General features: G+C 39.2%; 11 protein-coding genes and 1 other annotated feature. Of the genes, 4 read left to right on the top strand and 7 right to left on the bottom strand.

From position 1 onward, the window contains the following. Nucleotides 1-45: 45 nt before the first annotated feature. A complete protein-coding gene (refZ, locus tag M3189_RS12435; protein ID WP_251634401.1) occupies nt 46-675 on the bottom strand; it encodes a forespore capture DNA-binding protein RefZ in 630 nt (209 codons plus the stop codon). A 157-nt stretch (nt 676-832) separates the two neighbouring features. Between refZ and M3189_RS12430 the strand changes: the two genes are divergently transcribed. Beyond that, nucleotides 833-1,315: a GAF domain-containing protein gene (locus M3189_RS12430; protein WP_285889619.1), complete on the top strand. Its 483-nt coding sequence runs from the start codon at nt 833-835 to the stop codon at nt 1,313-1,315. 29 nt (nt 1,316-1,344) lie between these two features. On the opposite strand, the gene megL is transcribed toward M3189_RS12430, so the two are convergent. Next, nucleotides 1,345-2,532 (bottom strand): methionine gamma-lyase, encoded by a 1,188-nt coding sequence (gene megL / locus M3189_RS12425; protein WP_251634400.1) that lies wholly within the window; start codon nt 2,530-2,532, stop codon nt 1,345-1,347. Between the two features lie 306 nt (nt 2,533-2,838). Here megL and rpsD point away from each other — a divergent pair, with 306 nt between their 5' ends. Continuing rightward, the gene (rpsD, locus tag M3189_RS12420; protein ID WP_251634399.1) at nt 2,839-3,441 is read left to right on the top strand and encodes a 30S ribosomal protein S4; all 603 of its coding nucleotides are present in this window, start codon (nt 2,839-2,841) and stop codon (nt 3,439-3,441) included. A gap of 35 nt (nt 3,442-3,476) precedes the next feature. On the opposite strand, the gene M3189_RS12415 is transcribed toward rpsD, so the two are convergent. Together M3189_RS12415 and tyrS are read right to left on the bottom strand one after the other, a co-directional pair. Continuing rightward, nucleotides 3,477-3,665, bottom strand: a complete 189-nt coding sequence (locus M3189_RS12415; RefSeq protein WP_251634398.1) for a DUF6954 family protein — start codon at nt 3,663-3,665, stop codon at nt 3,477-3,479. A 106-nt stretch (nt 3,666-3,771) separates the two neighbouring features. Further along, nucleotides 3,772-5,028, bottom strand: a complete 1,257-nt coding sequence (gene tyrS, locus M3189_RS12410; RefSeq protein ID WP_251634397.1) for a tyrosine--tRNA ligase — start codon at nt 5,026-5,028, stop codon at nt 3,772-3,774. Nucleotides 5,029-5,082: 54 nt separating this feature from the next. After that, nucleotides 5,083-5,298 (bottom strand) — a binding site (T-box leader). Nucleotides 5,299-5,443: 145 nt separating this feature from the next. Between tyrS and M3189_RS12405 the strand changes: the two genes are divergently transcribed. Further along, a complete protein-coding gene (locus tag M3189_RS12405) occupies nt 5,444-8,191 on the top strand; it encodes a transglycosylase domain-containing protein (protein ID WP_251634396.1) in 2,748 nt (915 codons plus the stop codon). Nucleotides 8,192-8,226: 35 nt separating this feature from the next. On the opposite strand, the gene M3189_RS12400 is transcribed toward M3189_RS12405, so the two are convergent. Genes M3189_RS12400 through M3189_RS12390 form a run of 3 tightly spaced genes read right to left on the bottom strand, consistent with a single transcriptional unit; the run spans nt 8,227 to nt 10,710 of the window. Further along, nucleotides 8,227-9,402, bottom strand: a complete 1,176-nt coding sequence (locus tag M3189_RS12400) for an acetoin utilization protein AcuC (RefSeq protein WP_251634395.1) — start codon at nt 9,400-9,402, stop codon at nt 8,227-8,229. After that, on the bottom strand, nt 9,399-10,046 hold the full coding sequence (locus M3189_RS12395) for an acetoin utilization AcuB family protein (protein ID WP_251634394.1): 648 nt from the start codon (nt 10,044-10,046) through the stop codon (nt 9,399-9,401). Before M3189_RS12395 ends, M3189_RS12400 begins: the two co-directional genes overlap by 4 nt. Nucleotides 10,047-10,077: 31 nt before the next feature. Then, nucleotides 10,078-10,710 (bottom strand): GNAT family N-acetyltransferase, encoded by a 633-nt coding sequence (locus tag M3189_RS12390; RefSeq protein ID WP_251634393.1) that lies wholly within the window; start codon nt 10,708-10,710, stop codon nt 10,078-10,080. A gap of 202 nt (nt 10,711-10,912) precedes the next feature. Between M3189_RS12390 and acsA the strand changes: the two genes are divergently transcribed. Beyond that, nucleotides 10,913-12,631: an acetate--CoA ligase gene (gene acsA, locus M3189_RS12385; protein ID WP_251634392.1), complete on the top strand. Its 1,719-nt coding sequence runs from the start codon at nt 10,913-10,915 to the stop codon at nt 12,629-12,631. Nucleotides 12,632-12,747 lie beyond the last annotated feature (116 nt).

Genomic DNA, 12,747 nt, shown 5'->3' with positions numbered 1-12,747 from the left:
CCCTAGCTAGTGCTTTGCATATAAGAATTCGTTTATTTGTTTCAATTACAATATTGCTTCTTTCTTTTCGATAAATTTTGTTCCTAGGGTGTTTTCAATCCAATTATTGATTTCCTTTAAATACTTTTGTTCAAAGAATCTTTCATTTGGAAAAATATAAAGTACTTCTCGTAAATAATGAGCATTTATAAAAGGCATCATAAGTAAGCCTTTGTATTGGATGATTAAATATGCAATGGAATGCGGACGGAATTCTTTCCTTTCAAACCCTTTTTCAAATATCTTTTGAAAGTAATACTTTTCCTTTAGTGCATAGGTGGACATAATTTCTCTTACTACCTGAGAATCCATTGACATTTCACGATATACGAAGCTTGTGAGTTCAATATTTTCACACTGAAAGTGAAGCAATTCAGCTGAAATTCGTTTTAAACAATCCTTTACCCCTACATCTAGTAAAGAAAATTTTTCTTCAATAATACTGAGGTATTGCTCAAAAAAGTAAGTGAAGCAGTATTCCAATAGGCCCAGCTTATTCTCAAAATGGTAGGCAATGGTTGCCGAGTTAACATTCGCTTCTTTAGCAATGTCACGTATCGATGTTCCAGCATATCCATTTGAATTAAAAAGCGAAATCGCTGCTTTCACTATTTCTTCCTTAGAATCCTTTTTCATCGTACACCTCCAATATTCTTGCGGCATTTTTATCCTTACTATAACTATTCTTTTTATGAGGGGTGATTCCTTTATAAATTTATCGACAAAGTATGCTCTTTTTCTTGTCAGTTTGATAAAATAAATAAGAAATTTAAAAAGAGATGGGTGAAAAAACATGTTTAATGTCGAAATGTACAAAGAGAGCCGCCAGGAAAATTTCGAGTTGGTAAAGAAACAATTGACTGCCCTTCTTGATGGCGAGAAAAATCAAATTGCTAATCTCAGTAATACTTCTGCATTGTTAAACCAATTTCTGGATCGCATAAACTGGGTAGGCTTTTATCTAATGGATGAGAACAATGAACTAGTATTGGGCCCCTTTCAAGGTCTCCCTGCATGTGTTCGCATTCCGCTTGGAAAAGGTGTATGTGGTACATCTGCCAAAACAAAAAAGACAATCCGGGTGGAAGATGTTCACCAATTTCCTGGACATATTGCCTGTGACGCTGCATCTAATTCTGAAATCGTCATTCCCCTAATAAAAGACGGAAATTTACTGGGTGTCTTGGATATTGACTCGCCAGAAAAAAGTCGCTTTGATGAATTGGACCAAGAACAGTTGGAAGAGCTTACTGCTATCCTTATTAACTATTTGTAAAATAAAAAACTCGCAAATAAGCGAGTTTTTTAAATTTTCTCAAGTGCTTGCTCGATATCTTCTTTTATATCCTCCCAAGCTTCAAGACCCACAGAAAGCCGGAGCAATGTGTCTTCGATACCCATTTTTTTCCGTTCTAGTTCAGGGACGACAGCATGCGTCATCGTAGCAGGGTGCTGTATCAATGTTTCCGCATCCCCTAAACTTACCGCTATTTTAATTAATTTTAACTGATTCATAAATAATTGAGCTGTCTGTTTTGTTCCTTTGATTGAAAATGATATTAATCCGCCTGGTTTTTTCATTTGCTTACTCATGATTGAATGATCCTCTTCATAGTCAATGTTACCGGGAAAGTAAATGGTTTCAACCTTTGGATGATTCCGTAAAAAACCAACGAGCATACTTGCATTCTCGCAGTGCCGATCCATCCTAACTGGTAATGTTTTTAACCCCCTAAGTAACAGCCAAGCATCGAATGGAGAAATAATACCGCCCATATCTTTCAGAGTGGTTCTCGACACTTGTTGAATAAATTCATTTTTACCAATTACTACTCCGGCAATGACATCACCATGACCACAAATATATTTTGTCGCACTATGAAGAACAACATCGCAGCCATGGCTAATAGGCGTTTGTAAATAAGGAGAGCAAAATGTATTATCGACTACAACTGGTATACCACGTTGTTTTGCGGTAATGGCAACTAATTCAAGATCCACTAGTTTCATGGTGGGATTGATTGGGGTTTCAATATAAATACAGGTTGTATTTGGTTTAAGGTCTTTTTCGATCATTTCTCTTGTAGACATGGCTGAAAAATCATAGCTAATTTTATATTTTTGTTTTAATAATTGCAGCAAGCCGAACGTACAACCATATATTCCTTGTGAACACAAGATATGGTCACCTGTTTTAGTTAAAGCCGTTAGCACAGCAGAGACCGCTGCCATCCCTGAGGAGAAAGCCAAGGCTGCTTCTCCTTGTTCAAGCTTTGCCATTTTGTCTTCGAGGATTTTTACTGTTGGATTTCCAAGACGGGAATAAATAAAGCCTTCTTCCTGCCCAGCAAATCTCCGTTCCCCTTGTTCTGCCGTTGAAAATGTAAATGTGGAAGTTTGATACAAGGGAGGAACTAAACTTCCTTTATGTTCTTCTGAACGATATCCAGAGTGAACAGCTTCCGTTTCAAAGCGAAAATTTTCATTTCCCAATCTGACTCCTCCTAATTGAAAACGCTGTCATTTATATATATTTCTTTATCCTATTCATTCCCTGAAATTAACTTGACACATTCATGAATAAAATTATATAATATCCTTTGTGTAAAATAACTGCAGCCTATGTGAACACTTTAATGGATTCATTTTGTTCCTCAAGAGTCAATATACTCTTTTCGATGGTGTATCTTGTAACCCTCTGCTGCTAGGGCGAAGGTGCATGAAAACAAAATGGCTATCATTGATGTTTCATAACGGTTTTTATTTTACCAAAATAAAAACACTAAGGAGGAGTCATTCATGGCTCGTTATACTGGCTCTAGCTGGAAAATTTCTCGTCGTCTTGGTATCTCACTAAGCGGCACAGGTAAAGAATTAGAAAAGCGTCCTTACGCTCCAGGACAACATGGTCCTAACCAACGTAAGAAGCTTTCTGAATACGGATTGCAATTACAAGAAAAGCAAAAACTTCGTCATATGTACGGAGTAACTGAGCGTCAATTCCGTAACCTTTTTGACAAAGCTGGCAAAATGGGTGGGGTTCACGGTGAAAACTTCATGATCCTACTTGAATCACGTCTTGATAACGTAGTTTACCGTTTAGGTTTAGCTCGTACTCGTCGTGCAGCTCGTCAATTAGTTAACCACGGACACATTATGGTTGATGGATCTCGCGTAGATATCCCATCATACCGTTTAGCTCCTGGTCAAACAATCACTTTACGTGAAAAATCACGTAATCTTGATGTTGTTAAAGAAGCAATCGAAGTAAACAACTTCGTTCCTGACTTCTTAACATTTGATGCAGACAAGCTTGAAGGTACATTCACTCGTTCACCAGAGCGTTCTGAATTACCAGCTGAAATCAACGAAACTCTTATCGTCGAGTTCTACTCACGTTAATTTTTTCAGAAAAACCGTGCCAGTGGCACGGTTTTTTATTTGTTTTTTATCCATTTTATTGCTCTTGAATAAAGAAAAGAAAGTAAAGCGTAAATTATCACGACCACTGCTGCAGTCCAAATTCTTTCTTGTATCACCCCATCGGCATACAGGACTGGACCCAATCCAAAGAAAGTAACGAGCAATATGAGAATGATAAAAAAAGCATGAATGAAAAACTTCACATCATCACCCCCAAGTTTCCTTTTTACATATAAGACGTTATACCTTGGTTCATTGTTACATCGAAAACCGGCCTCATTAAATTATTAAGACCGGTTTTACTAGATATTAGTATTTAATTAGTGAGTATTTCTTTTTGCCTCGTCTAATAATCGTAAATTGACCTTCGATTCGATCAGTGTCCTGCAATAAATAAGTTGTATCGGTAATGCGTTCACCGTTCACTGTAACCGCACCATTTGTGATGTCTTCTCGTGCCTGGCGCTTGGATGGTGAAATTTTCGCTGCAACTAATAGATCAACTAAGTTAGCTTCAGCTTCAGTTGCATTGAAGGATGGAACATCTTTGAAACCCTGCTCAATTTCGGAAGCAGACAGGCTGCGAACATCCCCGCTAAATAGCGCTTCTGTAATTTTAATCGCTTGCTGTAAAGAGTCTTCACCATGAATCAGACGAGTCATTTCCTCAGCCAAGGCCTTTTGTGCCTTACGTAAATGTGGTTCTTCCTCAACAGACCTTCCTAACGCTTCGATTTCTTCGTGGGACAAGAAAGTAAAGTACTTCAAGTATTTCACGACATCTGCATCCGCTGCGTTAATCCAAAATTGGTAGAATTCATAAGGGGTTGTTTTCTTAGCATCAAGCCAAACAGCTCCACCTTCTGTTTTTCCGAATTTTGTTCCATCAGCTTTTGTAACAAGCGGAATTGTTACACCAAATGCCTTTGAACCTTCTGGCTGCATCTTGCGAATTAATTCTAATCCAGAAGTAATATTTCCCCATTGGTCACTGCCGCCTACCTGTAACTTACAATTAAAATTCTCATATAGGTGATTGAAGTCCATTGCCTGTAGTATCGTATAAGTGAACTCCGTAAACGATATGCCAGAATCAAGTCTTGACGCAATTGTATCCTTTGCCAGCATGTAATTGACGCCAATATGCTTACCGATATCTCTTAGGAACGTAACAATATCCATAGAGCCAGCCCAGTCATAATTATTCACCATAACTGCACCATTCTCACCATCAAAGGAGAAAATTGACTCTAATTGTTTTTGAATACCCTCAACATTTTTCTGGACTGCTTCAAGTGTTTGCAGCTTTCGCTCTTCACTTTTGCCACTAGGGTCTCCAATCAACCCTGTTGCACCGCCAACTAAAACAACAGGACGATGTCCATGCTGCTGAAATCTTCTAAGTGTTAAAAACGGGACCATGTGTCCGATATGCATGCTATCTGCTGTTGGGTCTACTCCACAATAAAGAGAGATTTTCTCCTTACTAATTAAATCCTTGAGGCTCTCTTCATCTGTTTGCTGGTAGATGAGGCCGCGCCATGCTAAATCTTGTAATAAATCCATTTTCTTATCCTCCATTTTCTCTTAAATTAACACAAAAAGCGCCCCTGCAAAAAATGCAGGGACGCATATACGCGCGGTACCACCCGGCTTGAGGAATGAATCCTCCAACTCGAAAATTTAACGGTTTAGGCCGTTCACCGCTACTTCTATATTCACGGAGAAAGCTCTGGGACGTAATTCACTCTTCTATTTGTGTCAGCTTTCACCAGCCGCTGACTCTCTAAAAACAGGGATAGAAGACCTACAGTAGATTCCCTTCATAGCTTGATTATTAAATTAATAACTTATAGAATTTTTATCATAATTTATATCTGTTGTCAAACAGGAACTGGTAATATCAGAAAAATGTAGAAGTTTGTCATTTTTGCACTACTCAATATGCTATAATATATGTGATTTTAAAAGAGGTGATTCTATGAATGATAAATTTCAAGCGTGGATAGAAAAATTAAAGTCCATAACCAACTTGTTTACCCATAAAAGAACAGTAAAAAGTGCACGAATAACGTACCAGGTCTTTTGGAACCTTTTACTGCTATTACTGACTGTCGTCATCCTTGGGGGAGCATTTGCAGGTGGTGTGGGCGCAGGATATTTTGCCTCGCTTGTAAAGGACGAACCTGTCCGGTCTTATGACAGTATGAAGAAAGACATTTATAATTATACGGAAACATCGGACTTATATTTTTCTGACAATGTCTATCTCGGAAAATTGCGTACAGACCTAGAGCGGGAAGAAGTGAAAATTGACCAAGTATCAGATTACCTGGTAAAAGCAGTCATTGCAACAGAAGATGAGTATTTCTATAACCACAAAGGAGTGGTACCTAAAGCGGTTTTTCGTGCACTGTTCCAAGAAGTGACAAACTCTGCCACTCAATCTGGAGGCAGTACATTAACACAGCAATTAATCAAAAACCAAATTTTAACCAACGAAGTCTCATTCGCAAGAAAAGCAAATGAAATCTTGCTTGCCCTTCGATTAGAGAAATTTTTCAGCAAAAAAGAAATACTAGAAGCTTACTTAAACGTTTCAACATTCGGCAGAAACTCATCCGGTAAGAACATCGGCGGTGTTCAAGCAGCTGCAAAAGGTATTTTTGGAAAGAATGCCAGCGAATTAACTCTGGCGCAAGCAGCATTTATTGCTGGTTTACCACAAAGTCCCTTTGGGTATACCCCTTTTACAAGAGAGGGTACAGTGAAAAACAACTTGGAACCTGGGCTTTCCCGAATGAAAACGGTATTAAAAAGAATGTATGATGGCGGTCATATTGATGAAAAACAGTATGCGGAGGCCTCCTCTTACGATATTACAAAGGATTTTATTCCTGCAGGCGAAAATCCGCTTGAAAAGTATCCATATCTTTCATTTGAAATTGAAAAGCGAGCGGTTGAAGTCTTGACGAATGTATTGGCGAAAAACGAAGGTTATGAGGAAAAAGATTTAAAGGAAGATGAGAATCTTTTTTACAAATACAAAACATTAGCCAAGCAAAACTTAAGACAAAATGGATACGAAATTCATACAACCATTAACAAAGATATATATGATGCCTTCCAGGTTGTAAAGAATAACTACCCTAACTACGGACCTGATAAGCCAGAAGAAAAACTCGATCCAGAAACCGGAGAAACCATTACTGTCATGGAGCCGGTTGAAGTCGGTGCAATGCTAATTGAGAATAAGACAGGGAAAATAATTAGCTTTGTCGGTGGACGAGACCATAGTAAAGAGGAGCTTAATCACGCAACTAGCGCTGTCCGCCAAAATGGGTCAACGATGAAGCCTCTCCTCGTTTATGCACCAGCCATAGAATTAGGGAAAGCATCACCAGGTACACCTTTACCAGATGTAGCTTTAAGACTCGAGCCTTCCATTTCAAGACCATGGCCAAACAACTATGACAAGAGGTACAGCGGGATTACCTCAGCAAGACATGCGCTAAAAAAATCTTATAACGTTCCTGCAGTTAAGCTGTATAAAGATATATTAGACCAGCAACCTGCAAAATATCTTGAAAAGATGGGCTTTACATCACTAAAAGGTGATGATTACACCAATCTCGCAACCTCGATTGGTTCATTAAAAAATGGGGTAACAGTCGAAGAAAACACCAATGCATTCGCAACCTTTGCGAACGAGGGTAAATTTATTGATGCTTACATGATTGATAAAATTGTTGATAAAAACGGTAAAACCATCTATCAACATGAAGTGACGCCTGTCGACGTATTTAAACCGCAGACAGCATTTTTAACGATTGATATGATGCGTGATGTAATCAATAGCGGAACAGCTGCAGGTCTCAATAGTAAATTGAAGTTTAAAGCAGACTGGGCAGGTAAAACAGGGACTGGACATGAATATATTGACAATTGGTTTGTTGCTACCAACCCAAATGTAACTTTTGGAATCTGGAATGGCTATGATACGCCAAAGTCATTAAAGACCGGCGGAATGTCATATTCACAAAGAACAAACAATTTATGGGCAGCTTTAATGAATGCGGCCTATGATATTAAACCAGAGTTAATAAATCCGAATGAATCATTTCCTGTACCAGCTGGAATTGTAAAGCGCTCGTTTTGCGCAGTTTCTGGTTTACTGCCTTCGGCTGCCTGCTCACAGGCAGGTTTAGTTGTAAGTGACTATTTTAATGCGGAGAATGTACCAACTAAGCAAGATGATAGCTTAATTGCAGGAAAATATGTGCAAATTGGTGATAAAAAATATCTTGCATTAGATTCAACACCAGCTGAATTTTCAGAGCAAGGAGTTATCCTAAATCCTAACTTTATTACACAGATGGTTGGAAAGAATTTCAGCAATCCAAGCCAGCTAATTCCTAAAATGGAGCGTTGGGGTAAAATCCTTGTCCCTAATGATAAAATTGTTGATAATGGTAAAGCGCCCGATGGCGTGACCCTATCACTATCTGGAAACAATTTAATTTGGGCAGCACCTGGTGATAATGATATTGTTGGATATCGAGTATATCAAAATGGAAATAAGGTCGCGAGCATCAAAAATGGTTCTACTCTTTCCTTTAAAGCTTCTAACGGCTCATATCAGGTAACAGCCGTGGATATCGCAGGAAAGGAATCAGCGCCATCCAATCAAGTGGATGTTGGTGTTATTAGTATACCTGCACCTCAATAATCAAAATAAGGAGCTTGGATATTAATCCAAGCTCCTTATTTTTTTGATTCACTTTTTTTATTACTTCTAATCGGATAAAGTGCTTTTTCAAGAGTAAGTAAATTCTTTTCCGTTATCTCTGCCTTCCTAGGGATTGGTTTGTACATATCTTCTGGATCATCCCAGGTAGCAGGAAGATGAACGGGTGCTTTTTCTTGCCAATAATCCTGCCAATCCTGCGGTAAACTTCCATAACAGTTTGAGTTTTCAGTCATTTCCATCCATACTAGCGCCCAAGCCCTTGGAACAACCCTCCAAATATCATAGCCCCCGCCGCCGACTGCAATCCATTTACCACCACAATATTGATGGGCAATTTCATGTGCAAGCTTTGGAATTTCACGATAGATTTTCATCGTCGCAGATAAATGAGTTAAAGGGTCATAATAATGAGAGTCAGCCCCATTTTGAGTCAGGATAACATCTGGTTTAAAAAACTCAGCTACTTCTCTTAGCGATTGAGTATAAGCATCAAGCCAGGATTCATCCTCTGTAAATGCATCTACAGGAATATTAAAGGAATAACCATACCCCTTTCCTTGGCCTCTCTCGTTAACATTACCAGTACCAGGAAACAAGTATCTGCCCGTTTCGTGAATGGATAAAGTACAGACATCGGGGTCGTCGTAAAAAGCCCATTGCACACCGTCACCATGATGTGCATCGGTATCCACATAAAGCACTCTCGCATTATATTTATTTTGCAAATATTTAATGGCTACTGAACTATCATTATAAATACAAAATCCAGAAGCTTTACCGCGAAATCCATGATGCAATCCCCCTCCCAGGTGAAGGGCATGAAGTGCCTGTCCAGTCATAACTTGGTCGACGGCCGTAAGGGTTCCTCCAACTAAAAAAGCGCTTGCTTCATGCATATTAGGAAATATCGGAGTATCTTCCGTACCTATCCCATAGTTCTCAGCCACATGCTGTGGGAGTTGTCCATGCCCTGCCATCTTTACAGCTTCAATGTAACTTGGATCATGAACAAGAGCAAGCTCCTCCTCTGTTGCCATTCTCGGAGGAACTACCTGATGATTGTCCAGGGCTTTTAATCTATGTAATAAATCTACAGTAAGTTTAAGTCGAAACTGATTAAAAGGATGATTACTGTTGAATTTATAATTTAACAGTTCTTCTGAAAATACGAACGAACATTGATTGGTCATAGGGAAACACCTGGCAGATTTGGCCACAGAACGTCATAGCCAGATTGTTTTAAATCCTGGATAAGCACAGTAGGATTCATGGTTTGCACTCTGATGACAAGTATTTTGTATTGGTCATTCTTTTTGTCCGGATAGACGAGTACACTTAATATATTTGCTTTTCGTTTCTTTATTAAACTAGTAATATCACTGAGCTTTCCTGCAAGATTAGGAACCCTAATTTCAATTTGAGAACCAGGTTGATGGGCACCTGTTAACTCAACTAATGTTCGGAGTAAATCAGTTTCCGTCACAATTCCAACTAGTTTCCTACCGTTTGTAATTGGCAGGCAGCCAATTTTATGCTCATAAAAGAGTGCTGCAATTTCCTCGACAAAATCAAGCGGATGACCTGTGATAACATCCTTTTTCATTATGGTCTCCACAGGGTTTTGCATGTCCTCTACATGTACGTTCGCACGGAAAATAGATGGAGCAGCATCGCGAATATCTGATAAAGTTACAATACCAATAAGTTGGTATTCTGCATCAATAACAGGTATATGTCGAATTTTTTTCATTTCCATTAATTTCATTGTCTCAGCAATTGAAACTGTAGGCATAACTGTAACAATCTCCGTTTTCATTATTTCTTCTACTATCATCCAAACTCCCCCCTCAACCTGAAATTTCGTGTCAATACATAAATCGGTTCATAAACCGAAGTCGGTCAAACCTTTGGATTGTCTCCATATCGACTCTTTTACCAATTCTAGCCATAAGACAATTTGCCGGGTGTGAACAAATCTCTGGGTCATCCGTTGCATACCATTGAAGTCCGCCAGCATTCATCATTTTCTCCATGATTTTCCGGTACTCCCAAACATTTAAACCAGTACCCTTTAAATCCCAATGCCAATAATATTCCGTCGTAATAATTAAGTAATCCTCCATCGCATCATCCATCATAGAGACGGTGAGGAGATTCTTTCCAACCGCACAGCCCCTAAATCGAGGAATTACCTCAATAGCACCCAGCTCAATTAAATTATCCATTTTGTCTTCCGACCATCTTTCAAGAGGATCTGGAAAGAGGTAGGTCACATACCCAACAATGGTATGGTGATGCCTGGCAATAATAATTCTTCCCTCTTCGAGCTGTGCAATCCCAACTAACGCCTGATGCTGCTGTTCTGGAGGACGAAAAGCGGTAAGATGTTCGTGAAACTCATAACCCGCCAATTTATCTGAGGAAATAGGACCTTCAATTATTAAGTTTCCATGGGGAGTCTTTAATTCTTTTGCATTGTACGTTTTTCTGTGTTCCATCCCTACACCACCTGAAAAATCATTCGCATATCTTAATTCTATTATACATAATTTCTATCACTTTTTAGCCTCCCCACTCAATTTTCTGTTTAATTAGAAAACTATGTGACGATTTGCTGAAAATGATAAAACTATTTTTAAAATTGAGAATAATTACTTTTTGTACTATAATTATCTCATACTAGCATAAGGGGGAAATGGAATGAAAGTGGAAAAGCTGCCAGTGACGCAAGGAGAGCATAATTTAGCAAATTATGATGAGAAGTATAAGAGCTTCAGTTGGGAAGAGACTGAAAAGGAATTCTCCTGGCATGAAACAGGACTTGTTAACATGGCTTACGAAGCAATTGACCGCCATGCAGAAACTTTTCGAAAAAATAAGGTAGCCCTTTATTATCGCGATAATTCCAGAAATGAAAAGTATACCTTCAAAGAAATGAAAGAGCTTTCAAATAAAGCTGGGAATGTCTTGAAAGCATACGGAGATGTAGAAAAAGGAGACCGCGTATTTATTTTTATGCCACGGTCACCTGAACTTTATTTTACTGTTTTGGGAGCCATTAAGTTGGGAGCGATTGTCGGTCCATTATTTGAAGCTTTCATGGAGGGTGCCGTTAGGGATCGTTTGCAAGATAGTGAAGCAAAGGTATTAGTCACTACCCCCGAACTGTTAGAGCGTGTACCTGTCGAAGAACTGCCATCCTTAAAACATATTTTCCTTATCGGCCAAAATGTTGATGAACAGGGACCCTATATTGACTTTTTGAAAAAGTTCGAATCTGCAAGTAACAAGTTGAGAATTGAATGGGTAGAACGTACGGATGGTCTTATTCTTCATTATACTTCTGGTTCAACAGGCAAGCCGAAAGGGGTATTGCATGTACATAATGCAATGGTTCAACATTATCAAACAGCCAAGTGGGTACTGGATTTGAAGGAAGAAGATGTTTATTGGTGTACAGCAGACCCAGGATGGGTTACAGGGACATCTTACGGTATCTTTGGCCCATGGTTAACTGGAACAGCTAACGTCATTGTTGGAGGTCGTTTTAGCCCAGATACTTGGTACAAAATGATTGAGGATTTCGGTGTTAGCGTTTGGTATAGCGCTCCGACAGCATTCCGGATGTTAATGGGTGCAGGTGATGAAATTGTTAAGAAATACGATTTAAGCAGTCTGCGACATGTACTAAGTGTTGGAGAGCCGTTAAACCCTGAGGTAGTAAAATGGGGCGTAAAGGTCTTTAACAAAAGGATCCACGATAACTGGTGGATGACAGAAACAGGTGCACAGCTTATTAGTAATTATCCATGTATGGAAATTAAACCAGGTTCAATGGGTAAACCTATTCCAGGTGTCGTGGCTGCGATTGTTGACGACCAAGGCAATGAACTTCCTCCTTACAGAATGGGGAATCTTGCTATTAAGAAGGGCTGGCCTTCGATGATGTATACCATTTGGAATAATCCAGCAAAATATGAATCCTATTTTATGCCAAGCGGCTGGTATTTCTCTGGTGATTCTGCCTATATGGATGAGGATGGATATTTCTGGTTCCAGGGACGTGTAGATGATGTGATTATGACCTCTGGTGAACGAGTTGGTCCATTTGAAGTGGAAAGTAAACTTGTTGAACATCCAGCGATTGCAGAGGCTGGAGTAATTGGAAAGCCAGACCCTGTTCGCGGGGAAATTATCAAGGCTTTCATTGCACTTAGAGACGGCTATGTAGCTTCAGATGAACTTAAGGAAGACATCAGACTCTTTGTTAAAAAAGGTCTTGCAGCACACGCAGCACCAAGGGAAATTGATTTCAGAGATAAGCTTCCGAAAACAAGAAGCGGTAAGATTATGAGACGTGTCTTAAAGGCATGGGAGCTTAACTTACCAACTGGTGATCTTTCAACAATGGAAGATTAAAATAAAAAAAGCAGTTCTAAACAATGTTTAGACTGCTTTTTTTATTTGTCCAGCTCCAGCGCCTAGCCCCTCGAGGTCACTTCGGTCCTGCAGTTGAAGTCGAAAAGCTTGACTTC

Origin of the sequence: Neobacillus niacini (assembly GCF_023715415.1) — a bacterium.
In the GTDB taxonomy this organism is placed as follows: Bacteria; Bacillota; Bacilli; order Bacillales; family Cytobacillaceae; genus Neobacillus; species Neobacillus niacini_C.
Note: the sequence above shows the minus strand (reverse complement) of the source record. Positions and strands in the feature narration are given on the sequence as shown.